This is a genomic window from Hyphomicrobium sp. 01T421, assembly GCF_056398805.1.
The window spans coordinates 434,141-458,208 of sequence record NZ_JBFTQC010000001.1; the positions used below are offsets into that span (position 1 = coordinate 434,141).

Below are 24,068 nucleotides of genomic sequence, written 5' to 3' on the forward strand. Positions count from 1 at the left end.
TCGAAGCTATCCCTTCGACAATGAGGGATAAAGGCAGCCATATGAAGCCCGCGTGAATAGGTTGCGGCGAAATAGTGGCGTCCGATGGATATTCAAGGTTCGAGCTGCCCGATCAGCTCGCCAGAAAATCGCCTCTCCGCGCGCGAAGCAGTGACGTATCGAGCCGCGCGCTGGCCCGCTGGATTTCGGCGACGGTGTCGAACACGAAGCCGATATGATCGCCGGCCGCCGTCTCCGCGCGCTCGGGATCTCCTGAGAGGACGGCCTCGCCGATCGCGAGGTGCTGCGCCAGAAGTTTCTCGCGGACGCCTGCCTTCAGATACAGGTTCTTCCGGTTGAAGAAGATATTGTTCCGAAGAAGTTCGCTAAGTGCACGCATCACGTGCAGCACGACGAAGTTGTGTCCCGCTTCGTAGACGAGCATGTGCAGCGTTACGTCGGCTTCCGCTTCCTGCGCGGGATCCTCGAGCTTATGAGCTTTGCGCATGTCGTCCAGGCAGGTTCGAATGGCCGCCCTTTCGACATCTGTCGCCCGAAGCGCGGCATCGCGCGCAGCCCGCGCTTCGACGCACTGGCGAAACTCGAAATAATCGGCGAACGCCTGTTGATTGCCGCGATAGAGGTTCGCCAGCGGTGCCATGATCGGCGACAGGAACTGCGCGACGAACGTTCCACTCTTCGAAGATTTGAGTAGTCCGCGCCGCACGAGTTTGTCGATGCCTTCTCTGAGCGACGGCCGCGACACGTCGAGCTTTTGCGCGAGCTCGCGCTCCGGCGCAAGTTTCTCGCCGGGACGAAGTGCGCCCTCGAGAATGAGCTTCTCGATCTTCGATGCGATTGCGTCCGCGATTTTTGGCGTACGTACGGCAAGCATTTTGCCTAATCCCTGTAGTATTGCGCGCAATTTCTAAACCGGCGCAGCCGCGGATGTCATTGTCTATTTCCGTCTGGCTATACGGCTCGTCGATTTGACCATTCATCATCCCTGGTATAAAAAATTTACCAGAAACACCGCTGCAGTCTAGCTCCGCGATGTCGAGGGACAGGGGTCGTATGTGGTCGCAAATATATGACCCTTTTGCCAATATGCCGTTGTCCGCAGTCGTGGCGATCATTCCAGTGGTCGTCCTGCTGGGAAGTATCGGGCTCTTCGAAGTGCGCGCGCACGTCGCCGCTCTCCTTGGCCTCGGCGCAGCCCTGTTGGTCGCTATCCTCGCCTATGGAATGCCGGCGAAAATGGCTGGCATGGCCGCCGTCTATGGCGCGGCTTTCGGCCTTCTGCCGATCGGCTGGATTATCCTGAATGTTATTTTTCTTTATCGCCTCGCGAGCGAAAAAGGCGAGTTCGACGTCCTGCAAAAATCGATCGGCGCAATAAGCAACGATCGCCGGCTGCAACTTCTGTTCGTCGCGTTTTCATTCGGCGCGTTCTTCGAAGGCGCCGCCGGCTTTGGAACGCCCGTTGCGGTGACGGCTGCAATGCTGATCGGCTTGGGCTTTCCGCCGCTCGCCGCGTCGGGCCTGTCGCTGATCGCCAATACCGCGCCCGTCGCGTTCGGCGCGCTCGGAACGCCGCTCGTGGCGCTGGCTGCCGTCACGGGACTCGATCTCTACGAGTTGAGCGCCACCGTCGGCCGCCAGCTCGCACCCTTTGCGGTCATCGTTCCGTTCTGGTTGATTTGGGCCTTCGTCGGCTTTCGCAAAATGATCGAAGTCTGGCCGCCGATCCTCGTCGCCGGAGTTTCCTTCGCGATACCGCAGTATCTCGTCTCGAATTTTCACGGACCATGGCTGGTCAACGTCGTCGCCTCGCTCGTTTCAATGGTGGCCCTCGCGCTCTTTTTGCGGGTCTGGAGCCCGGCCGTTCCGATGACCAAGCTTCCGAATGAGTCAGTATCGGAAAAACCCGTCGCGTCGGCCGCCGTCGCTCATTCGCTCGCCGTCGTGCGGCGCGCATGGACGCCGTGGCTCATTCTCGCGGTCTTCGTCTTTCTCTGGGGAACGCCGCAAGTCCGCGCCGCGCTCGATGGACTTTGGATACAGAAGATTCCGGTCATGGGTCTGCATGAACTCGTGCAGAAAATGCCGCCCGTCGTTCAATCGCCGCACGCCGAAGCCGCAATCTTCAACGTCAACATCTTGTCCGCAACGGGAACAGGTATTCTGATTTCGGCGATCATCTCCGGCATCTTCCTGGGATACAATCTCGGCCAACTCACGCGGATGTACGCAAAGACGATCTACGTGGTCCGCTACTCGCTTCTGACGATCTCGTGCATGATGGCGATCGGCTTCATCACGCGTTACTCCGGCAGCGACGCAACGCTCGGGCTGATGCTCGCCCACACAGGATGGGCGTATCCGTTCTTCGGCACGCTCATCGGCTGGCTCGGCGTGGCGCTGACAGGGTCGGACACATCGTCTAACGTATTGTTCGGCGGCTTGCAGCGGATCACGGCTGAACAGCTCGGCATCAATCCGGTCCTAATGGCAGCGGCAAATAGCGCGGGCGGCGTCATGGGCAAGATGATTGATGCGCAATCTATTGTAGTCGCCTCGACGGCTACCAAATGGTACGGGCACGAAGGATCGATACTTCGCTTTGTGTTTTTCCATTCACTCGCGCTTGCGACGCTCGTCGGACTGCTTGTCATGGCGCAAGTTTACCTCTGGCCGTTCACGCTTCTCGCACCGTGAAGAAACATCGAATGCACGTCGCGCTCGCGTTCGTCGCGAGCTGAAACCCATCGAAGTCTGAAATTCGAACACGCGAACTAGAAGGAGAGCATGGACATGTCATCCATCACAATAAACGGCGAAGCTCACGAGTTTAGCGGCGATCCCAACATGCCGCTGCTCTGGTATGTCCGCGACATGCTCAATCTAACGGGCACGAAATTCGGATGCGGCGCAGGCGTCTGCGGCGCATGCACGGTTCATCTCGATGGCGTTGCTGTCCGCTCGTGCCAGACGACGCTCGGCGAAGCGGCCGGCAAAACCGTAACGACGATCGAGGGCTTGAGCCCCGATGGGGAGCACGCCGTCCAGCAGGCTTGGCGCAAGATCAGCGTCCCGCAGTGCGGCTTCTGTCAGGCTGGCCAGATCATGCAGGCAGCTTCGTTGCTCGCCAAAAATCGCGCGCCCTCCGACGCTGAAATCGTCGAAGCCATGTCAGGAAACATCTGCAGGTGCGGATGCTATCAGCGCATTCACGAAGCCGTTCGTCTTGCTGCAGGAGGTGTCTGATCATGCTGCATTACCTCAAAACCGAAGCAGATACAGAAAATGGCCAGAGCTTCGACGCCGAGATATCGAACGTCAGCCGCCGCGGCGTACTCGGCGGGTTGTTGACGGCGACGGGACTGGTGCTGGCTGTTCGCATTACGCCAGCAAGCGCCAGGGAAGCTTTGAAACCCTATCCGACCGGTGGCCTGACGATGCCGGACGGTGTCGTCGCCGATCCGCATGTGTTCATCGCCATTGCACCCGATGGCGCCCTGACGATCGTCACGCATAGAAGCGAGATGGGCACCGGCATCAGAACGAGCCTTCCTATGGTCGTAGCCGACGAGATGGGCGCCGACTGGTCGCGCGTGACTCTCGTGCAAGCCCCAGGGGATGAGCCGAAATACGGCAACCAGGACACCGACGGTTCCCGAAGCATGCGCCATTTCATCCAGCCCATGCGTCAATGCGGGGCCGCGATGCGCCAAATGCTGGAGACCGCGGCCGCAGCCAAGTGGAACGTCGATCCCGCGCTCTGCCGCGCGCGCAATCATCAGGTCGCGTTGCTCGACAAGGAAGGAAAAGAAACAGGCAAGGTTCTGACCTTTGGCGAACTCGCCGTGGCCGCCATGGCGGTCCCGGTGCCGGCTCCCGAAACGCTCCTCTACAAGTCGCCGAACGAATTCACTTTGATGGGGAAGGGCGAAGTCCAGATCGCGGATCTGCGCGACATCACCGTCGGCAAAGCGGGCTACGGAGCCGACACGCGTTTGCCCGGTATGAAGTTCGCCGTCATCGCACGTCCCGCCGTCCTCGGCGGCAAGGTGAAGTCATACGACGCCTCGGCAACGCTCAAGGTACCGGGCGTTGAGGCCGTGCACGAGATCGAAGGCGTGTTCACTGTCCCGCGGAAGTTCGGACAGCTGGGCGGCATCGCCGTGGTCGCCAACAGCACGTATGCCGCCATGCAAGGCCGCGACGCACTGACGGTCGAATGGGAAGATGGCCCCAACACCGGTTACGATAGCGACGCTTACGCGGCGGAAATGTCGGCGACGGCCGCAAAGCCCGGCAAGGTTCTGCGCAACCAAGGCGATCCCGACGCGGCGTTTGCGAACGCCAAGGACGTCGTCACGGTTGAATATCACGGCCGCCATCTCGTCCAGGCGCCGATGGAGCCGCTCGTCGCCATCGCTCGCATCGTCGGCGGCAAAGCCGAGATCTGGGCACCTGTGCAGAGCCCGTACGGCGCGCGGAAAGAAATCGCCGAAGCTCTGAAAATGCCGATCGAGAATGTGACGGTGCACGTCTCGCTCCTCGGCGGCGGCTTCGGACGGAAATCGAAGTGGGACTTCATGCTCGAGGCCGCACTTCTTTCGCAGAAAATGGGCGGCCAGCCTGTGCTCGTGCAGTGGACGCGCGAGGACGACATTCAGCACGCGTTCTATCACACGACATCCGTCGAACGTATCGAGGTTGCGGTGGATGATGCGGGCAAGGTCTCGGGCTGGCGTCATCGGACCGTCGCGCCGTCCATCGTCTCGACGTTCAAGCAGGATGACGGCTATCAGTTCCCGATCGAATACGGCATGGGCTTTGTCGATATGCCGTTCGATATTGCAAACATCCGCTGCGAGAACGGCCAGGCGATGGCGCACACGCGCATCGGCTGGTTCCGCTCGGTCTCCAACATTCAGCGGGCGTTCGCCGTGCAGTCCGCGGTCTGCGAAGTCGCCCACAAGCTCGGCCGCGATCCGAAGGATTTCCTCCTCGAGTTGCTCGGCCCGGACCGCGAGATTGATCCGAAGACGGCGGGCTTCCCCGACGACTTTTGGAACTATGGCGAGCCCTACAAGGAATTTCCGATCAACACGGCGCGCTTGAAGAACGTCGTCCGCGTCGCAGCGGAGAATGCAGGCTGGGGCAAGACGTTGCCTCCGCGTCAGGGCCTCGGCATCGCAGTCCATCGCGCGTTTGCGAGCTATGTCGCGAGCGTCGTCCATGTCGCGATCGATGACGACGGAACGATCCGGGTACCGGAGGTGACGTCGGCGATCGATTGCGGCTTCCACGTCAATCCCGAGCGCATCCGTTCGCAGATGGAGGGCGCCGCCGTTATGGGCATGTCCAACGCGCTCTACAGCGGCATCACGTTCAAGAACGGCGCCGTCGAGCAGTCGAATTTCACCGACTACGACGTGACGCGGATGAGCAATTATCCGCAGAAGGTCTCGGTGCACATCATCGATGCGCCATGGGGCGTCCACGCCGGCGGCGTCGGTGAGCCGGGCGTCCCGCCGTTTGCGCCGGCGCTTGCCAATGCCATCTTCGCGGCGACCGGCAAGCGGTTGCGAAATTTGCCGATGGGCGACAAGATCGCCTGATAGAAAAGCAGATCAAAATCCGAGGCCCGGCGGTGACAAGCTGCCGGGCCTCGACAATTCAGACGCGCACGTCGAATACCGGGAAGGCCGCCGTGAGCGTACGAAGTCTTCGCGCTTAGCTCCGTTGAAGGGGGACAGCGCGGATTGCAACGGCAACTCATTTAATCCCACGGCCGACGATCACGTCTGCGCTTTGCCAGCCAGCTGACCATCGGCGAAATTTCCCTTTGCTAGTCATAAGATATTCACGACGTGTCGGCTCTTAAGGCACGACAACCGGATTTGTCGTATTGTCTGCATTGATTTCGCACTCCAACGATGGGGAGTTTGACAAATGACGTTCGATCAATCCGGAATTCGCAACTTCAGAACGGAACTTGCGTCGTCGCTGCATGCACACTGGAAGCTCTATCTGTTCGAAGGCATCGTACTGATCATCCTCGGCGCGGCCGCGATCATCATTCCGCAAATTGCGACCTTGACCGTTGAGCTTTTCATTGGCTGGCTTTTGCTGTTCAGCGGCATTGCCGGCTTATTCACGACCTTTTCCGTCCGTCCGATGCCGGGCTTTTGGTGGTCGCTCATTTCGGCGCTGATCGCCATCGCAGCGGGCCTGGTACTACTCTTCTGGCCAATATCGGGAATGGTGTCTCTCACACTCGTCCTGATCGCCTTCTTCATCATTGAAGGCATTTCCTCGATCATGTTCGCTACCGAACATCGCAATGAATTGCCGGGGAGCTGGTGGGTGATGCTTCTCAGCGGCATCGTCGATCTGGTGCTCGCCGGCTTGATCTTCTTTGCCCTGCCGTCATCCGCGGCTTGGGCAATCGGCCTGCTGGTCGGCATCAATCTCGTCTTCGGCGGATGCGCGTTGTGCGCCATGGCGCTGCAGGCCCGCAACATCACGACAGCGCCCGGATAATAGGGAAGTTGGCATCGATGTTTCGGCTGCCGTCTTGCAGGCGGTCGCGAGGGCGGCACGGCCAAACCGGCTCTAGGCCAAACCGTCTCTAAGGAACCAGCACGGCCGCCCCGGAAAAGCGTCCCGCCTTGAGATCCGCCAACGCTTCGTTCGCGCGCTCCAAGGGATAGACTGTCGTCGTGGTGCGGACCGCGGCTTTCGGAGCGATCGCGAGAAACTCCTTGCCGTCCTGGCGAGTGAGGTTAGCGACCGATCGAATGTCCCGCTCTTCCCAAAGCAAGTAGTAAGGGAACGTCGGGATGTCGCTCATATGTATGCCCCCGCATACGACGCGGCCGCCTTTGCGAACGGTTTTGAGTGCCGTCGGCACGAGTGCCCCGACGGGCGCGAAGATGATCGCGGCATCAAGTGGGTCTGGCGGCGTCGCGTCCGACCCGCCGCTCCAGCGCGCACCAACCGAGAGAGCGAACTTTTGCGCCGCTTCGTCGTCGGGCCGGGTGAACGCGTAGACTTCGCGGCCCTGCCAGTTGCAAACCTGTGTGATGATGTGCGCCGCCGCTCCGAATCCGAAGAGACCGATCCGCGCTCCCTCGCCAGCAAGACGTAAGGAGCGCCAGCCGATGAGCCCCGCGCACAGCAAGGGTGCGGCCGCGACGGGATCGTCGAAGTTCGCCATCGGAAATGCAAAATCGGAATCCGCGATCGTATGCGTCGCGAAACCACCGTCGCGCGTGTAGCCCGTGAAGAGCGGGAAATCGCAGAGGTTCTCCTGTCCGCTCGCGCAATAGTGGCAGTGTCCGCAAACGTGGCCAAGCCAAGGCACCCCGACCCGATCGCCGACCCGATGATCCGTCGTGTCCGGACCGACGGCGTCGACAATGCCGACGATCTGATGTCCGGGAATGATTGGCAGCTTGGGAAACGGCAGATCGCCTTCGATAACGTGAAGGTCCGTCCGGCAGACTGCGCATGCTTCGATACGAATACGAATCTGACCGCTTTGCGGAACAGGATCGGGCCGCTCCTCGAGATCCAGCGGCTGACCGACGGCGCGGAAGACCATGGCTTTCATCGGTCAAATCTTTCGAAGCAGAATTTGGCGGATGCTCGCCTCCTGAAGACGATAGCTAATTGACGCCACAAAACGCCCGCGCGCTATGGGCATTTCAGACAACTCCCCCTGACGGTTTCGACAGTTGATTGGGCCAGCCGATGTGAGATCCTGATCGAGCCAGCGACGCCTCCGTCCGCGCGTTGGCGCCAGATAGCGGGCGCCTCGATGCTCTCCCAAACCGAGGCGCCCGCACGTGCGTCGTAGCCTGACGCCGAAATCATCGCTTGACGGAATATTTGCTCCAAGCCTCAAAAAGTTTTTTCCGGCAAAACGCATGCCCCACGCCTGTTCTTCAGGATCAGCTGCGCATACTTGCCGATTTATTTCGAAATTGATCAGCATTTTCGCATCGCCACTGTCGTTCCGATCAGGTTCTTAAACGATCCTTCTTCGCCATTGTCCCTGAGCAGCAAAAACAAGCCAAGCAAATTGCCTTGCTTTTGATCGGAGAGGCAGAATGAAAGACCTGACTGCGTGGAGACCACGGAGTGGAGTCCATCGGCTCCATCGCCATCTCGTCCATCGTCTCCGCCGGAACATAATCAGCCAGAGGATGGGAAGGTGCCGCCGCCGCACCCACTTGATCCATTCCGAAGGCGTAGGCGCAGCGCCGCATGCCCTGCCCGCCCACCATCTGGCAGTATCGAACCTCGATCTCGATGACCTGACCAGTACGCTCAACTTATTCGATGCCGGTCATGCCAACGGTTGAGAGACACGGTCTACGCGTAGTCGCGAATAGTGCGCCGGGGGCGCTTGAGGACCTCGGCAAGTCCATCCGTCCGCATCCGGCTCTCGTCAGACTCGCGAACATTCACCGCGATGTCGAGCGGTCCTTCAAGAGCATTGCAGCCGGCAACGCTCCGTCTGAACGGCAGGATCGCGCTGTCCATGCACTAACGCTGTGGAGATTGGCGGCAAGAAGAACGCTTGCCGAAGTTGCGGCATTCTCGATTTTTGCCAACCTGCTGATGCTGGCGATACCGATCTATTCCTTCCGAATGGCCGACCGTGCTCTATCCGGCGGCGGCATCGATCCACTGGTGATGCTGCCCAGCGTCACGCTGGGTATTCTCGCCATGATGTCAGTGCTGGACATCCTTCGAAGGCGACCTCTCAGCAGGCTCGGGGCTGCGATGGAGACGGTCCTCGGCAGCGCCATGCTGTCGGCCCTGCTCATGTCAGCGCCGGAACGCGGCGGTCGCCAGATGCAAGAGCTACGTACTCTGCATAAGCTGCGCGCCTTCTTGTCGAGCCCGACGATGCTCATTCTGTTTGATGCGCCGCTGACGCCACTCTTCTTCGCCGTCATCTTCCTGATTAATCCCGGCCTCGGCGCAATCGCGTTATTCGCCAGTCTCGCTGCCTTCAGCGCCGCGCTTTTCAGGCACACGCTCATCTCACGGGTCGTTCGCATCGCTGCGCCAGTTGCCATCGTCGGATGGGGCGTGCACCTCATGCTCGCAGATGCTCTGACCGCCGGAATGATGATCGCGGCATCCATCATCGCGGGCCGCGCGCTTCGGACGCTCGCAGACGCGATCGAAGGCCGGGAATATGTCGTTCAAGCATGGGCTGAATACGTGCGTGTTTGCGTGGCTCTCGAAAGCGGTCAGCTGTCGAATACGGAAGAATTCTTGCATCCGGCGCGATTCGCCGAGCCGCACGCGGCGAACGTACATGCGTTCCGAAAATCAGCGGCGAAACGGCGTCATATCGCGATCAGTTGTTGAGCGACAACCTTCGCGACCGCTTGCGTCGTTGTCGTACAGTTCAGCTTTTCCCGCGCGGAATTGAGATGAAAGCGAACCGTGCGCTCACTGATTCCGAGGATCACGCTCGCTTCCCAAGCTGATTTTCCCGCTGCGACCCATCTCAGGCAATCGAGTTCTCTTGCAGATATCACGAGCGCATCGGACGTATCGATACCGTTCCGTCTGAGCATATGACTGTGGAAATAATCGCCGAGCGTTTTCAATTCGGCAGAGGAGGGAGGGCCTTCGGCATCCGCGTCGGCGGCAGGCGTTGGGCTGGAGGAGAAACCCAAGATCGCAAGCTCACGTCCTCGCGTCGTCAGCTCGATCGCGGATTCTGAAGCGTCGCCGATATCGCACCCTTTCCATCGTTTCGAGAGCTTGATGATTTCCAGGCCCGCCAGTTGCTCGGGAGAAATCGGATGAGATGTAATCGCTTGGGCAGCGAAATCACTACTGAAAGCACAATGCACGAAAGCACGGCTCGAATGCCGTGGGATGTTCGCACAGAAATAGAAAAGCTCATTGAGCTGATAAATGGACCGCGTGGCAGATAGAAACGCGATACCCTTGTCCCGCTCAACGATCGCCGCCCGATCAGGCACGATCTGCGCTAATACGCCCTTCAGCACGATAAAAAAATCCAGAGTATAAAAATATGAAGCGAAATATATCTGATCGTACCCCTGTGGCGTGGAGTTTGCGTAAAGTCGCGCCGTATCTTTTTAAATGAAATCACGAAATGACAGTTGAACAAGCACCGGCGAACTCGCCGAACGGCGGCATCCGTGTAAGTTGAGCAACGCCTCTCTGCAATGAGAGGCAAACCGCAGCTCGCCGCTCGACGACACTCTGCGAATCACATCCCCTGCTTGTGAAGCTCAAACGCTCATCGCGGTTCGAATTTTCGCCCCGCCGCTTTCCGATTTCAAAATTCCTATTTCAGATTTTTCAGACTTCACAATTTTTCGACTTCGAACGTCAGATTTTTCAAAATTGAATTTTAGACGGGTGTCCATATTATGAAGATCATTCAGATAGTTATAGCGCTGATATTTTGCCTCGCCGGAGCCTCCGCAGCGCGCGCTGATGGCCCGAATATCCTTTGGGGCGGCCCGCCTGGAACGCCATGTGGCGGCATATACTCAGGCCTTTATACAGGCGGTGAGCTCGGCGGCGGCAGCATGCGATCCAAGGTGTCCGGCGATATAGGCACGATCAGCAGCAACGATAAGGGTTTCACCCTCGGTTCGTACACCGGCTACAACATCCAATGCGGAAACGCACTGATCGGCATTGAATCGGCATTCAACTATTTCGGCGCCGACAACCGCTTGGGGTGCGAGAGGTGCGGTCCCTCGTTCAGCTCGTCGATGAATTGGTTCGGCTCACTGAATGGCCGGGTAGGCGTCATAGCCGATGACAACATACTGTTGTTCGCGACCGGCGGGCTCGCATACGCGACCGTCGACCACAAATTCTCCGATCCATTTGCGCTTGATGGGCCCGTCACGCGGCATGATGACGAAACAAAGGTTGGCTGGACAGTCGGCGGCGGCTTCGAAATTTTTCTGAGGGATCATTGGACGTTTCGTGGCGACGCAGCCTACGTCGATCTAGGAACCGACCACGAATCCGTCAACTTCGATTCCTGCGGCGGTCCTGGCGGTTCGTGCCAAGTGCAGACGAAATTTGAGGACAGTTTTTGGGTGACCCGCATTGGCCTGACCTACCTTTTCAGTGCCGTAGCGGAACCGTTGCCGCCAGAATATGCCCCAGAGTACGGCCCCGTGAAATGAGATCACGCCGTGACAAGAGGCAGGGCTCGCGTTCAGAGAACTGCTGAGCAAAAAAATGAGCGGGCGAAATCGCATCCGCTCATTCGTTGACCGAGCGCCGCGGGCCGAAGTGCGAGTTAGGCCGCCGAGGCTTCGGGCTCCGGCTGCCATTCGGACGACGCATCAGCAGCTGCCGTCAGGCCGGCAAGGTACATCGTCGAAATTCGCCCGGACTGGAAAAGAAGGTCGACCATGGCAGCTTCTGCCATCATCTCCGCGATCTCGTCGTCGGAAAGCCTCTCCGAATAGGCCTCAGACAGCACGATCTTTGAATTGCATTCATCCATGACGCCACTCAATCCCGTTGGAATTTTTTCGCGCTTGTCCGGCCATCCCGATTTTCTCAAGCCAACCGGCGCGCATGCAATCGATATCCACGATATTCCCTAAGACTTTCAGAGCTTTCGCCCTTCGGCTGCCGGATTGCTTAAAATCCGGTTAGCGTGGTTTTCGTATTGGATCGTATTGCGCGGCCGCTTCCGGAAGAAGAGGCGCCATTCTCGAAACGGCGCCCTCACTTTGCATGCCGCAAAAGCTCAAGCCGGTTGAGCAATTCGGCTTGGCCTTTCAGTATTTTGCGATGCGCCGTTGTGATATCGAACCATTCGGCGCGATCGATCTCGGGAAAAGCCTGCGTCCGGCCCGACCGCGGCGGCCATTCCATGCTGAACGTATTGCTAACGAGCGTCTCAGGATTCCAATCGTCTTCTACCGCCCACACATGAACGCGCTTGCCGCCGGCTTGCCGGACGGACCCGAGTGGAGTGACAGTGCCTCGGGGATGAAACCCGGTCTCTTCAACAAATTCGCGAAACGCTGCTTTATATAAGTCTTCTCCGCCTAGAACTTCACCCTTCGGTACCGTCCACGAACCTTCATCCTTCTTGCGCCAGTATGGCCCACCAGGGTGAGCGAGCAAGACTTCAAGCCCGTTTCTATCGCGATACAGCAGCAATCCGGCGCTCGTCGCAGTTTTCACGTTGTCGCTTTCGCCGTAAATAGGATCGCCATGCCGCTTCCTCAAACGCCTGCTCTTACCGCCGACTGTGTTGTTGTCGATCGGGACCGCGGGGTGCTTATGGTCCGGCGTAAAAATCCGCCGTTCAAGGATTATCTGGCGCTTCCCGGGGGATTTGTCGAAATCGGCGAGGCGGTGGAAGATGCGGCGCGACGCGAACTGGCGGAGGAAACGGGACTTGACGCGATGAACCTCGCACTCGTCGGCGTTTATTCACGGCCCGATCGCGATCCTCGCGGTCACGTCTGCTCGGTCGCATTCCTGACGAATGATGCGCGCGGCGACGCGAGAGCCGCCGACGATGCGGCAGCCGTGGTCTGGATAAAAGACTTCGATGGTGTTGAAATCGCCTTCGATCACCGGGAAATTATCACTGACGCGCTGAACCTCATCCGATGATGTGAGCCCAAATGGAATTCAAGGACTATTACRAAATCCTCGGCGTGGAACGAAATGCGACCGAGGACGACATCAAGCGCGCATACCGTAAGCTAGCGCGAAAATTCCATCCCGACGTCAACAAGGAGGATGGCGCCGAAGCAAAGTTCAAAGAGATCGGCGAAGCCAATGATGTCTTGAGCGATCCCGAGAAGCGCGCGGCCTACGATCAGCTCGGCAAAGATTATAAATCCGGGCAGGACTTCAGGCCGCCTCCGGACTGGGATGCCGGATTCGAGTTTTCAGGTAGATCCGGAGCGGGTGACTTCAGCGACTTTTTTGAATCGATTTTCGGCGGAGCTCGCGCCGAACGTCATCACGGCCGGACTCACACGACGTTCCGCGCGCGGGGCGAAGATCATCACGCGAAAATCCTCATCGATCTGCAGGACGCGCTGGAAGGCGCCACGCGCACGATTACGCTTCGCGTGCCGGAACTCGATGACGGCGGCCACGTTCTGGTGCGCGATAAAAGTCTGACCGTGCAGATCCCGAAAGGCGTCACCGAAGGACAAAGCATCCGCTTGAAAGGCCAGGGCTCGCCCGGAATGGGAGGCGGCCAGGCAGGCGATCTCTATCTCGAAATCCGCTTCAAGCCAGATCAGCGTTATCGTGTCGTTGGCAAGGACCTCTATCTCGATCTTCCGGTTGCCCCCTGGGAAGCCGCATTGGGCGCGAGCGTGAAGATGCCGACACCCGAAGGAGCGATCATGCTGAAAGTCCCGCCCGGCTCTGCGCATGGACGCGAACTCAGGGTCAGAGGCCGCGGAATTCCGGCGACGCCGCCCGGCGATCTCTATGCGGTTCTGAAGATTGTATGGCCGCCGGCAACCGACGAAAAGGCGCGTCAGATTTACGAGGAAATGGCGAAGGAGTTGGCGTTCGATCCGCGCGCCAGCCTGGGAGTCTGAGACATGGCAAATGGAGAGCGCGAGCCCATGCCCGCTGAAATGATTGGTTCGGCATCCGTCTATTCACTCGAAGAACTCTGCCAGAGCTGCCAAGGCGATGTGGCGTGGATTTCCGAGCTTGTAGAGCAGGGGATCATCGAGCCGCAGGGACGCAGTCCATCGGAATGGAGATTTTCGAGCGTGAGCGTCGTTCTTGCCGCGAAGGCGAAACGCTTCGATCGGGACCTCGGCCTAAATCCCGCAGGTATTGCGCTCGTCTTCGACCTCCTGAACGAGATCGAGCGGCTGCATGCCCGTCTGAACGTTCTCGCGAGCGCGCGAAGCTCTCTTGCAGACCAGCCGGACGAGCGTTCTCCGCTACCCTGAAGTCATCCACACGCGCGAAAGGCTTCATGCCCGGAAAGCACATCATCGCGGTCGGTCACGCCGCACTCGATTACGTTTATCGGATCGAGGCGTTTCCATCATCGCCGACGAAAATTCGCGCACTTGCTCACGTCGCGAGCGGAGGCGGCATGGCTGCGAACGCTGCAGCCGCAATCGCGCGTCTCGGCGGCGACGTCTCGCTCTGGGCGCGCATCGGCGACGATCCTTCAGGCGCGATAATTCGCCAGCAACTCGATGCGGTCGGCGTCGGTACGACCCACGTCCGCGCGTGCGCCGGTGTTTCATCGGCGACTGCGGCCGTCATCGTTGATCGTAACGGAGAACGCCTCGTCATCAGCGAGGACGATCATGATTTCCCTCTCGCCGCCGATTGGCTTCCCATTGCCGACATCGGGAATGCGGGTGCGGTCTCGAGCGACTTGACCTGGCTCGAAGGAACCGTTGCCGCCTTCGGAGCCGCCCGCGCTCACAACGTGCCAACCGTCCTCGATATTGATTTGAACAGCGGGCAACTGCTTTCGAAAGTCCTCGGGCTCGCCGACTACGCGATCTTCTCCGCGCCGGCCTTCAGGCAGTTCGTGAGGGGCGCCAGCGACGAGGAGCGTCTGGCAACGCTGGTTCAATCCGGCATTCGCCATGCGGGCGTAACGTTGGGCGCAAACGGGTATCTTTGGATGACCGGCAACGGGGAGCTTTGCCGCCAAGCCGCGTTCCCGGTCGAAGTCGTCGACACGACAGGCGCCGGCGATGCCTTTCATGGCGCGTTTGCATGGGCGATCTCAGAAGGCCTGAATGACGCTGAGTGCGCACGCATCGCATCCGCCGTCGCCGCGATCAGTTGCAAGGGGCTTGGCGCTCGAGCTGCTCTGCCGACTCCGACCGAAGTCGAGCAGTTCCTCGAGGCTCGTTAGTGCAATCGGGATATTTGCCCAAAACGGTAGGAAACCGGTTGCGCCGCGGGAAGAGCGTTTCTCAGCGTCCCGTAGATTGCGCGGGTAATGACGGCCCCAAGCGCATGCGATCGTTCGATAAAATACTATTCAGCCATCGCCGACGGCTTGGAAATGACTTTGTGCAGCGCAGCGCATATTCCAAAAAGAAATGCCTTTTAGCGTAGACTTGGGTAGCTTTTTGCGAGGGAACATCGTTTCATAAGCGCATAAAAATAAAGAGGAAGCGCAATGCCCGATTCAGCCTACACGATGATTTTCGCAGTTGAGGCTCTTCTTGTGTTCGGAGCTCTCGGTACCGGTTTGGTGGTCTTCGTCACGAACCGCAATCATCGCGCTGATCGGAAGGTCCTGAGCGGCTCCGAATAAACGTCACGGCAATCAGCGTCCTTATTTTGCGCCGGCACGCCAGCGCGAGGTGCTGTTTGATGCCTCGCGATGCTTAGCCCGCGTGCCGTTGTCCGTGACATGGGAGGCTGGCGGGCTGGGGCTCGTCAGGTGATCGCGTCGCCAAGCGCAACCCTCTCTCTAATCTTCGCGACGATCAGTGAAGATTTGCACGCACCGGAGTGAGGCGCGATTTCCGTCGAGCGATAATGCGCCTCGGTTATCGCCAATATTGTCCTGATGCAGATTTCTGCGGTCGGATCAATTCCGGTTGAAAACCCGCGCCCAATCGGCCTAGGCCATAAATATTTTTTGGGCTTTTTCCGTTTTTGGGGATATCGCCAAAGGCGATATAGCGGGCAGGTTATTTGTGCTGCAATTCCCAAGACATCATTCCGGATCTTCGCAAAGATGTGCAGCAACTGCGCGGATATTCATGACGCAAATCCTCAGCAATCACGGCTAATTTTGGAATTCTGCGCCCTAGCAAGAAGCGCGTTTATTCAGTACACTGCCGACCATGTTGCAGAAATCATTTTTTCTTACGTATTAATTTTATAAATCTTCAACTGACCCCGTCGACCCGGCAATATTGCCGTTAAATCGTCGGGGTCTTTTCATGTATACGAGACGTAATCTCCGCAGATGATTTCGTATCATCGGCCGTCTGAATAGCTGAGAAAGTTCGGCTATTCTCGCGCGGGGCGGCGGCGGTCATGAAACCACGCGCGATACTCCGCCATTTTACTCCGCTGCGCCGAGGATGCGCGACGCTTGCAAGTCGAAGCCTCTTCGCTTTGCTGCGGCGCGCCCCATCGGAGTTCGACGCAATCATTGACGTTGTAGGCCATCTCGAGATCGGCGGCGCGGTCGATAACGTCCTTCATGGCAAGTGTCCAAGTCGAGCCGTCACTGCGCGGATAGGAGAACTTCCGTGCCGCCAGTTCGGCTGCGAGCAGGCTATCCAGTTCGCCTTTAACCTCGGATGCGCTCTTATCCTTGGGCATCGCATACCGGTCCGCTCGCCGCGCGACGCGGTCAGGAAAGCCGCGCACGACGTCGATTGCGATGAGCAACCTGAGATCTCGGGATGGGGTCGAGTAATCCTCCCATGCTCCGGTCGTCTCAAAGATCGACGAGCCCGCCGGAATTGCGACCTCCGCGCCCCCACCGTTCTGATACTTCCGGCCGTTTTCGACCGAGGTGACGCGGGTCTTGATCTGCTCTTCGAGCGCCGTGATCGTCTCCTTCATCGCGCGCAACGGATCGAGCGGTTCCGGCGACATCACATCGTCCATCCGATCGTAAAAGTCTTCGACACCGAGCTTGGATTGTTCGAGGGAGAAGTCGCCGTATTGGGGATCCTTTGAGATCTCAGCGTTGGCCAGCCGCCGCAGGCCGCCGTTTGCATCGGCGACGACAGGCCGGAAGCGCTTGAAGCCGGGGCTTCCGAGCGAAGGGTTTTGTGCAAAGAGGAAATTTCCGCGCCAGAACCGCTTGCGCGCGACAGTCCCGTCGGGCTGGCCATCGACGGCCAGAAAAACCCCAGCGGAATCATTCGTCTGCGCGATCCGCTTCACGAGCACCAATACGTGCCCGTAGGGATCGGCGTAGATCGTCCCCGGACGAAGCGCATCCGCGGTGAGCGGGACGGGATAATAATCGGTGTTGTCGTCGTCCGCAGCCGTGCGGCCGGAACCCGAATGAACCCCATTGGCGACCGTCGTTCGCAAATAATAGCCAAACCCCGGCACAAGGCCCTGGGGCCGCGACGAAGCCCGCGAAGGTGCTGTCTGCGCCGCCGCATTGCCGAAAACGCCGAAGAGCGAACCTGAGCCGGCCTGTGCATCATTTTGATCGGACGCCGGGGCGGATTCTTCCCGCTGAATGTTGAACCACTGCGGACACCGGGGAGCCTTACCGCCGCCGCCGCGCGTGCACTTCGAGTATCCGAACGGTAACCCGGTCTTGAATGCAAAGTATGCGCGCAGAAAGTACGGGAGGTCGGCGCAGTCCGGCTTCAAGAGGAGCTTCTTAGAGTCTTCGTCGAGACCCAGATGGTTGAACAGGAAATTGCGCGATTTATCGCGCAGCACTTCATGCAACGCCGGCCATGACAGTTCCTGCTCGATCGGCGCATCGAACAGCTTCTCGACCCAGGCCGAATAGAGGTTTTCGGTCGACCGGTTCCAGGCACCCCTGACGGGCCAGACACTTTTGCTCGTAGCCTTGATGGGTGCCGATGCAGTTCGGCCGACGGCGATCTCACGGGTGATCGTTGCGCAGTCCGCGTCACCGCCTTCGCGCGTGAGCTTGGCGTGCCACGTTCCGGCAGCGGGCGACGCCACTTCGGCGAACCAGAAATACGGCGGGCCGCCGTGACGCTCGCTGGACTTGACCGCGACCGCGCCATCAGGGCCGGCGAGCGAGAACTCTGCCGTGATCGGTTTCTCCGACGAGAAGATCACCCGCAAAGGCGCGCCCTTCCACGGCGCGACTGGCGAAGCGAGCACCGACAGGCCGATGGCGCCTTCACAATCGTCCGCAGCGTCCTTTGCCTGCGCATCGGTTGCCGGCACGACGAGGGAGAGAAACGCGACCGCTATCGGCAAAATTGCCGGCGCGATGCCGAAAAAATGTCGATGGGGAAACAATCGACCCCCCCCTTTTTAATTGCCCCGCAATAAGATTCGACCTTAGCGTGAATGCTCCGCCGAAACGATGGCAGAAGTTATGCCCTCATAATGCGCCGCGAGCCAAACGCCTTCGCCCTCGCTCCTTGGGCTTTACGTGGCAATTCATCCCCGGGATGTTAACCAATTGAGCCGCATGAAGCCGCCGCTTCAGTCGCTGGAATAACGCTGTTCCAGCCACGGGTCGGCGCGGTTGTGATAACCGTTGACCTCCCAGAAGCCCGGCGCGTCCTCAGCGGCGAACTCGATCCGCTTCAGCCACTTCGCACTTTTCCAGAAATAAAGATGCGGCACTACGAGGCGGACGGGCCCGCCATGTTCTCGTGTCAGCGGCTTTCCTTCCCAGGCATGCGCGACGACCGCATCGTCGGACGCGAAGTCTTCGAGCGTAATATTGGTCGTGTAGCGATCGTAGCTGTGCAGAATGACGAACCGGGCGGTGGCGTTCGGCATGACGAGGTCGAGCAGATCTCGTGTCGCGACGCCGGTCCAGCGGTTGTCGTACCGCGACCAAGTCGTCACGCAATGAATATCCGAGGTCTTGGCCGTTTGTGGCTCGCTTTGAAATGCCGCCCAATCGAGCGTCACGGGATGATCGACCGCGCCGTCGATCACGAGGTTCCAGGCGTCGAGAGAAATCGCGGGTTGCTCGCCGAGATCGAGCACGGGCCAATCGCGAACCACATGCTGGCCCGGGGGAAGCCGCTCCGAATCTGCACGCGCGGTCCTTCCCGTAAGGAAGCGGCCTTCCCGCGCCCAGCGTTGCTTGCTCCGCGTAAGCTTGCTGGCGCTCGGAGGCGGTTCGCTTTTGTCGTTACTCACGGACAGGTCTCCTTCGACGTTTTCTCTTTGCCGCTGGCTTCGTGCACGGCCGCGATAAGCTCGAACGAGCGCAACCGCGCGTTATGATCGTAAACATCGGATACGATCATAATCTCGTCGGCGGCGGTTTCGTCAATGAGCGCGTCGATGCCGGCGCGGACCGTTTCCGGCGAGCCGACGATGGAACGCTGAAGCATCTGCAGAACTTGCGCCTTTTCGCGCGGTGTCCAATAGGTCTCGATGTCGTCGATCGGCGGCTGGCTCAGCCCCCGCGCCCCGCGAAAGATGTTTGCAAACGACATCTGCTGCGTCGTCGCCAGGCGCCGCGCTTCCCTGTCGGTTTCAGCGGCGATGATATTGACACCAACCATCGCGTGCGGCGTCGCGAGCTGCTCCGACGGCTTGAAGCGGCTGCGGTAAACGTCGAGCGCGGCCAGCAGTTGTTCGGGCGCGAAGTGAGAAGCGAACGCGTACGGAAGTCCAAGCTCCGCCGCGAGATGCGCGCCGAACGTGCTCGATCCGAGGATCCAGATGGGCACCTTCGTTCCGGCCGCAGGTACAGCCTGCACACGCTGGCCAGGAGCCGCTGGTTCGAAGTAGGCCTGCAACTCGATCACGTCGTGCGGGAACGTATCGGCTGCCGCCGGCGATCGCCGGAGAGCTTGCACCGTGACCTGGTCGGTGCCGGGCGCGCGGCCGACGCCCAGATCGATGCGGCCGGGAAAAAGCCGCGCGAGGGTACCGAACTGCTCGGCGATAATGAGCGGCGCATGATTGGGCAGCATGATGCCGCCAGCGCCGACGCGAATGGACTTCGATCCGGCGGCAATGTGCGCGATGGCGATCGATGTCGCGGCGCTGGCGATCCCCGGCATATTGTGATGCTCGGCGACCCAGAAGCGGCGATATCCCCAGCGTTCGGCATGTGCGGCGACGTCGCGCGCGTTATCCAACGCGCCGCGCGCATCGGTGTCTTCGGTGACGCGAACGAGATCGAGTATGGAAAGTGGAACCATTGGAACCTCCGGCCTCCCGCATCATGTAGGTGCGGGGAGTTCCAATGTCAGCTCGCCCGTCGATGAGAGAACTTTTAGCCGGCCTGCTGTCCGCCGTGATCCCGCCAGCCCTTGGCCCGTGATACGGCCTCGCTGAAGCGTGCGCGTATCTTGCCATTATCTCCGGCGCGCGGCGAAAACGTCCGTGAGACAGTTACGGGCTCAGGCAATGCAAAGCCGGCGCCGAGCGCGGCAAGCGACGCCGTACCGAATGCCGTGCGCTCATCGAAACTTGTCGCAAGAACGTCGCGGCCGATCATGTCTGCTAGGAACTGCGCGAAGTACCGGCTGCGGGCGAGGCCGCCGTCGATGGCAATCGAACGGCCAATCGCGACATGCGCGTCCATGGCCCCGACGACATCGGCGGCGCTGAGCGCAATCCCTTCCAGCAACGCCTGACAGAGATCGGCCCGGGTCGTCGCAGCCGACATGCCGAGGAAAAGCGACGCCGCCGTCCTATCCCAATGCGGACAGGCGAGACCCGAAAGCGCCGGCACGAAGACGACGCCTCGTTCGATAGCGGGCGCGCAGTCGAACCAATCGAGATCCGCGCTTAGATCCGACACGAGACCGATGCGCCGCGCCCATTCGATTGCCGAACCCGCGTCGTAGACCCCGCCGTCGACCGCGTAGGTCATGTGGCCATCGATCGACCAGGCGACCGTCGGCAGCAATCCCTTTTCCGGCGCGCGCGCGATCTTGTCGCCCGTGACCGTCAACGCGAATGCGCCGGTGCCGAAGGTGATCTTGGCGTCACCGGGGTTGCGGCATCCATGACCGAAGAGGGCGGCCTGTTGATCGACGACGGCCGCGGTAATCGGCACACCGTCAACGCGACCGTAATCCGCGACGGTTGGCAGGATTTTCGGCAGGCACGACATCGGGACGCCGAAGAGCTGGCAGAGCCGCTCGTCCCACTGTCCCGTCTCGAGATCCATCAAGGACGTGCGTGAGGCTGTCGTAACGTCGGTCGCGAAGGTGCCGGTCAAGCGGTCGAGAAAGAACGCGTCCGTCGTGCCGAGCCGCAGGTGCCCAGCGTCCATCGCGGCCCGCGCCGCCGGAAGCGTGTTGATGATCCATGCGAGCTTCGAGGCGGAGAAATACGCATCCAACGGCAGCCCGGCCCGCGCGAGCGTCAATGCCTCGGCGCCGGCAGTCTTCAGGCGCTCGATGACGTCGGCGGTACGATTGTCCTGCCACACGATGACGGGGGACAACGCCGCGCCGGTTCGCGCATCCCACGCGAGGCAGCTCTCGCCCTGATTGTCGATGCCGATCGCATCGACGGCGCCCGCAGCTTGGAGACAGGCGCGAATGTTCCCCAGCAACTCTTCAGGATCGTGCTCCACCCATCCGGGATGCGGATGGTTTTGTTGATGCGTTATGGCGCAGGCGATCTCTATCGTACCGTCCGTGTCGGCGACGAGAACGCGCGTCGAAGTCGTGCCTTGATCGATCGCCGCTACACGCATGTCGCATCGCTCCGGGATGCCGTTGAACGGCGGTTGTCGAAACTGAAGGTGATACCGGCATCGGCCTGACGGAACGCGGCGAGCGGCGCCAAAATCCGGCGCTCGGGTCCTGATGTCATCGGTTGTGTTCTCAATCGCTGACCTTTGCTGTGTGCAACCAATGCGCCGGAAACGTCGCCAGTCGCACGCAATTGGATATGAGGCAATCCGCCGGGCCCCCGCACGATGCGTTGCGGCACGACATAGCGGACGCCGTCTCCGGGTGTGAGCGTGATTGCGTTGTCCGGCGACGGCAGCCACCCGCCGAGATCGGCAGCAACGAAGTCCGCGACGCGCACGGCCTCTCGCCAAGACCAACCTGCTGTCTCGACCGGATGCAGCACATTGCCCGCAGCGAAAATCCGCGGCTCGCTCGTCCGTGCAAATTGATCGATCGTCGGCCCGCCGGTGTGGCTATCGATCTCGAGCCCCGCGGCCCGGGCGAGCGGCGCGTCGGGCGTAAAACGGCCCGTAAAAAGCACGCCGTCGCATTCGATGTCCCGCCGCTTTCCATCCGCTCCCGATAACGTCACGGCCTCGACGCGGTGCATCCCCCGGATGTCGGTGATGCGGGTTCCGTAATGCACCGGCACGCCGAGCAGACGTGGCAAGCCCATGAAAAGCCGCCGCGCCGTCGGTCCGCTACGCTCTTCGATCATCGCGACCGGACGAGCACCGATCTTTCGGCACGTCAGCAGGCTCGAAAGCGAAACGAGTTCCGTGCCGACGATCACTGGCCTGCGAAAGGGCGCCAGATGTTGAAGATATGCGTAAGCCTGCAAAGCGCCCGTATTCAGAACGCCGAGCGGCCGGTCGCCCGAAACGAGCCGTGCCGCCCGCGGCGTCTCGCGTACGCCGGTCGCCAGAATAATGCGTTTGGCTGCGATGCGGACGATGCCTTCGCTGCTGGCGCAAGTCGCGACCAAAGATTCGCTGGTGTCGATCGCGACGACGGTATTGCCAAGAATCAGTTCGACGCCCGCGCCTCTTGCGGCATCCGTCAGCCGCCGCGCGTAAGCGGGTCCGGTCAATACGCGTCCGAATTCGCGCATGCCGAACGGCGAATGCCCGCAGTGACGGGGAACGCCACCGGCTTCCAGCTCGCGATCGATGACGACCACGCGCGCAAGACCGAGACGCTTCAGTCGCGTCGCCGCCGCAAGGCCCGCAGGTCCGGCGCCGATGACGAGCGCGTCAACGCTCGCGGATCTCTCGGGAAGTACGGCCATCAGGCAGCGTCTCCGACAGCCAGAGGCGATGCAAAATGTCCGGCCGTGAGCTGCGCCAGCCGGGCGTTGCAATAGAAGCCCTGGCATCGGCCCATGCCGCACCGTGTGCGACGCCTGAGGCCACCGAAATTTCCGGGCGGCAGCGGACCCGAAAGAGCCTGCTCAATCTCTCGCAACGTCACCATCTCGCAGTGACACACGATCTCGCCGTAACCCGCCGATTGCCAGTCCCGCGGTTCGTGCTCCGCAAGATTTGGAACGCGCGGCGTTGCCGGCTCCGCGACGGGCACGTGGCGATGGCCCATCTCCTCGTAGATTTTGTAAATGTGCTGCGCGATGCCGAGCGATGCGGTCATGCCTGTCGACCGGATTCCGCCGACCGTGATCCAATTGCGGTCTGGATGCGTGGAGATCCGATAATGTTTCTCTTCGGTCGCGGGTCGAAGCCCTGCGTAAACGGCAGTGACGCCAACATCAGCCAATGCGGGTACCATTTCCACCGCGCGCGCGATCAAACCGCGAAGCGTGTCATCCACGACGTTTGCGCGCTCGCGATCCTGCTGCTCTTCGGCTGTCGGCCCGACGAGCAAGTTCCCGAAAGCAGTGCGAGTGAGAACAACGCCTTTGGTGCGTTCTGACGGAACAGGCAGGACGATGGTTCTGAGAAGCGCTGCCGCCGCCTTGTCGAAGACGACGAACTGACCTTTGCGCGGGCGAATCTGAAACGAAGCCGCGCCGAGGAGACGCGCATCGAGCCGGTCGCCAAAAAGTCCGGCGCAATTGATGACGGTCCGCGCCCGCCGCTCGCCGGTGCTCGTCTGCAGCGTCCAGATATCTCCGTCAAAGCTTCCGGAAATCACCTCTGTCGCAAATCGGATCTCGGCGCCGTGGGCCTGGGCTTGCAGCAGATAGGCCAGAAATGGCGACCACGGATCGATCACATGCTCACCCGGCACCAGCAGAGCTTCGAGCGCGCGAGGCGAAAGGTGCGGCTCGCGCGCGCGTATTTCGGAAGCCGTCAGCCGTCGCACATCGTGGATGCCGTTAGCGCGCGCCTGCGCCTCGATCCCGTCGAGTGCCGCTTTCTCCGCGGCCGACCACGCAACGACCATGGCTCCGGTTTCGAGCAACGGGAGATTGAAGCTTTCGCGTATCGCCTGATATTCGGCATATCCGGCCTGCATACAGCTGAGTTCGACGCTGCCGGGCGGCGCATCGAAGCCGGTGTGCAAAATGGCGCTGTTGGCTTTGCTGGCGCCCGAGAGCAGGTCCGCGCCGCGTTCCAGAAGAACGACTTTTGCCCCCTCGAGAGCGAAACGTCTCGCCATCGCGCAGCCGACGACGCCCGCGCCTACGATCGCGACATCTGCGATCGACATATTGCTTTGGTCCTTTGCCATTCGGCGTTATTTTGATTGTGAGCGTCG

At 60.3% G+C, this 24,068-nt stretch carries 23 protein-coding genes; 11 read left to right on the forward strand and 12 right to left on the reverse strand.

Translation table 11 applies throughout. The annotated features are described in order from the left end of the window. Positions 1 to 112: 112 nt before the first annotated feature. Positions 113 to 874 (reverse strand): FCD domain-containing protein, encoded by a 762-nt coding sequence (locus tag AC1DK3_RS02050; RefSeq protein ID WP_477190631.1) that lies wholly within the window; start codon positions 872 to 874, stop codon positions 113 to 115. Positions 875 to 1,053: 179 nt separating this feature from the next. Here AC1DK3_RS02050 and AC1DK3_RS02055 point away from each other — a divergent pair, with 179 nt between their 5' ends. The 4 genes from AC1DK3_RS02055 to AC1DK3_RS02070 all read left to right on the forward strand — a co-directional run bounded on the left by AC1DK3_RS02055 (position 1,054) and on the right by AC1DK3_RS02070 (position 6,534). After that, on the forward strand, positions 1,054 to 2,697 hold the full coding sequence (locus AC1DK3_RS02055) for an L-lactate permease (RefSeq protein WP_477190632.1): 1,644 nt from the start codon (positions 1,054 to 1,056) through the stop codon (positions 2,695 to 2,697). 96 nt (positions 2,698 to 2,793) lie between these two features. Continuing rightward, complete coding sequence (locus AC1DK3_RS02060) at positions 2,794 to 3,246, forward strand: (2Fe-2S)-binding protein (protein WP_477190633.1); 453 nt, start codon at positions 2,794 to 2,796, stop codon at positions 3,244 to 3,246. A gap of 2 nt (positions 3,247 to 3,248) precedes the next feature. Further along, positions 3,249 to 5,609, forward strand: a complete 2,361-nt coding sequence (locus tag AC1DK3_RS02065) for a xanthine dehydrogenase family protein molybdopterin-binding subunit (protein ID WP_477190634.1) — start codon at positions 3,249 to 3,251, stop codon at positions 5,607 to 5,609. Positions 5,610 to 5,943: 334 nt separating this feature from the next. Continuing rightward, positions 5,944 to 6,534, forward strand: a complete 591-nt coding sequence (locus AC1DK3_RS02070; RefSeq protein WP_477190635.1) for an HdeD family acid-resistance protein — start codon at positions 5,944 to 5,946, stop codon at positions 6,532 to 6,534. An 88-nt stretch (positions 6,535 to 6,622) separates the two neighbouring features. On the opposite strand, the gene AC1DK3_RS02075 is transcribed toward AC1DK3_RS02070, so the two are convergent. Continuing rightward, positions 6,623 to 7,606, reverse strand: a complete 984-nt coding sequence (locus AC1DK3_RS02075) for a zinc-dependent alcohol dehydrogenase family protein (RefSeq protein ID WP_477190636.1) — start codon at positions 7,604 to 7,606, stop codon at positions 6,623 to 6,625. Between the two features lie 3 nt (positions 7,607 to 7,609). Next, positions 7,610 to 7,990 carry a hypothetical protein gene (locus AC1DK3_RS02080; protein WP_477190637.1) on the reverse strand — a complete coding sequence of 127 codons (381 nt, stop codon included), beginning with the start codon at positions 7,988 to 7,990 and terminating at the stop codon, positions 7,610 to 7,612. A 356-nt stretch (positions 7,991 to 8,346) separates the two neighbouring features. Between AC1DK3_RS02080 and AC1DK3_RS02085 the strand changes: the two genes are divergently transcribed. After that, positions 8,347 to 9,381 carry a type I secretion system permease/ATPase gene (locus AC1DK3_RS02085; RefSeq protein WP_477190638.1) on the forward strand — a complete coding sequence of 345 codons (1,035 nt, stop codon included), beginning with the start codon at positions 8,347 to 8,349 and terminating at the stop codon, positions 9,379 to 9,381. Here AC1DK3_RS02085 and AC1DK3_RS02090 read toward each other — a convergent pair. Beyond that, a complete protein-coding gene (locus tag AC1DK3_RS02090) occupies positions 9,360 to 10,034 on the reverse strand; it encodes a response regulator transcription factor (RefSeq protein ID WP_477190639.1) in 675 nt (224 codons plus the stop codon). The genes AC1DK3_RS02085 and AC1DK3_RS02090 overlap by 22 nt on opposite strands. 390 nt (positions 10,035 to 10,424) lie before the next feature. Here AC1DK3_RS02090 and AC1DK3_RS02095 point away from each other — a divergent pair, with 390 nt between their 5' ends. Beyond that, positions 10,425 to 11,201 carry an outer membrane protein gene (locus AC1DK3_RS02095; protein WP_477190640.1) on the forward strand — a complete coding sequence of 259 codons (777 nt, stop codon included), beginning with the start codon at positions 10,425 to 10,427 and terminating at the stop codon, positions 11,199 to 11,201. 116 nt (positions 11,202 to 11,317) lie between these two features. On the opposite strand, the gene AC1DK3_RS02100 is transcribed toward AC1DK3_RS02095, so the two are convergent. Together AC1DK3_RS02100 and AC1DK3_RS02105 are read right to left on the reverse strand one after the other, a co-directional pair. Continuing rightward, positions 11,318 to 11,527 (reverse strand): hypothetical protein, encoded by a 210-nt coding sequence (locus AC1DK3_RS02100; protein WP_477190641.1) that lies wholly within the window; start codon positions 11,525 to 11,527, stop codon positions 11,318 to 11,320. A gap of 227 nt (positions 11,528 to 11,754) precedes the next feature. After that, the gene (locus AC1DK3_RS02105; RefSeq protein WP_477190642.1) at positions 11,755 to 12,264 is read right to left on the reverse strand and encodes an NUDIX hydrolase; all 510 of its coding nucleotides are present in this window, start codon (positions 12,262 to 12,264) and stop codon (positions 11,755 to 11,757) included. Between AC1DK3_RS02105 and AC1DK3_RS02110 the strand changes: the two genes are divergently transcribed. The 5 genes from AC1DK3_RS02110 (at position 12,250) to AC1DK3_RS02130 (ending at position 15,313) form a co-directional block, all read left to right on the forward strand. Next, entirely contained in the window at positions 12,250 to 12,657 is a 408-nt protein-coding gene (locus AC1DK3_RS02110) for an NUDIX domain-containing protein (protein WP_477190643.1), read from the forward strand. The genes AC1DK3_RS02105 and AC1DK3_RS02110 overlap by 15 nt on opposite strands. 11 nt (positions 12,658 to 12,668) lie before the next feature. Further along, positions 12,669 to 13,607, forward strand: a complete 939-nt coding sequence (locus AC1DK3_RS02115; protein WP_477190644.1) for a DnaJ C-terminal domain-containing protein — start codon at positions 12,669 to 12,671, stop codon at positions 13,605 to 13,607. 27 nt (positions 13,608 to 13,634) lie between these two features. Next, positions 13,635 to 13,973 carry a chaperone modulator CbpM gene (locus AC1DK3_RS02120; protein WP_477190645.1) on the forward strand — a complete coding sequence of 113 codons (339 nt, stop codon included), beginning with the start codon at positions 13,635 to 13,637 and terminating at the stop codon, positions 13,971 to 13,973. 26 nt (positions 13,974 to 13,999) lie between these two features. After that, a complete protein-coding gene (locus AC1DK3_RS02125) occupies positions 14,000 to 14,905 on the forward strand; it encodes a PfkB family carbohydrate kinase (protein WP_477190646.1) in 906 nt (301 codons plus the stop codon). A 270-nt stretch (positions 14,906 to 15,175) separates the two neighbouring features. Further along, on the forward strand, positions 15,176 to 15,313 hold the full coding sequence (locus AC1DK3_RS02130; RefSeq protein ID WP_477190647.1) for a hypothetical protein: 138 nt from the start codon (positions 15,176 to 15,178) through the stop codon (positions 15,311 to 15,313). Between the two features lie 707 nt (positions 15,314 to 16,020). Here the strand turns inward: AC1DK3_RS02130 and AC1DK3_RS02135 are convergent. The 6 genes from AC1DK3_RS02135 to AC1DK3_RS02160 all read right to left on the reverse strand — a co-directional run bounded on the left by AC1DK3_RS02135 (position 16,021) and on the right by AC1DK3_RS02160 (position 24,041). Further along, positions 16,021 to 17,985 carry a hypothetical protein gene (locus AC1DK3_RS02135; RefSeq protein ID WP_477190648.1) on the reverse strand — a complete coding sequence of 655 codons (1,965 nt, stop codon included), beginning with the start codon at positions 17,983 to 17,985 and terminating at the stop codon, positions 16,021 to 16,023. A 189-nt stretch (positions 17,986 to 18,174) separates the two neighbouring features. Next, positions 18,175 to 18,846, reverse strand: coding sequence for a sulfite oxidase-like oxidoreductase (locus tag AC1DK3_RS02140; RefSeq protein WP_477190649.1), 672 nt, complete (start codon positions 18,844 to 18,846; stop codon positions 18,175 to 18,177). Further along, a complete protein-coding gene (locus AC1DK3_RS02145) occupies positions 18,843 to 19,862 on the reverse strand; it encodes an LLM class flavin-dependent oxidoreductase (protein ID WP_477190650.1) in 1,020 nt (339 codons plus the stop codon). Before AC1DK3_RS02145 ends, AC1DK3_RS02140 begins: the two co-directional genes overlap by 4 nt. Before the next feature lie 74 nt (positions 19,863 to 19,936). Continuing rightward, complete coding sequence (locus tag AC1DK3_RS02150; RefSeq protein ID WP_477190651.1) at positions 19,937 to 21,373, reverse strand: FGGY-family carbohydrate kinase; 1,437 nt, start codon at positions 21,371 to 21,373, stop codon at positions 19,937 to 19,939. Then, the gene (locus tag AC1DK3_RS02155) at positions 21,364 to 22,641 is read right to left on the reverse strand and encodes an NAD(P)/FAD-dependent oxidoreductase (protein ID WP_477190652.1); all 1,278 of its coding nucleotides are present in this window, start codon (positions 22,639 to 22,641) and stop codon (positions 21,364 to 21,366) included. Before AC1DK3_RS02155 ends, AC1DK3_RS02150 begins: the two co-directional genes overlap by 10 nt. Further along, positions 22,641 to 24,041, reverse strand: a complete 1,401-nt coding sequence (locus AC1DK3_RS02160; RefSeq protein WP_477190653.1) for an FAD-dependent oxidoreductase — start codon at positions 24,039 to 24,041, stop codon at positions 22,641 to 22,643. Before AC1DK3_RS02160 ends, AC1DK3_RS02155 begins: the two co-directional genes overlap by 1 nt. Positions 24,042 to 24,068 lie beyond the last annotated feature (27 nt).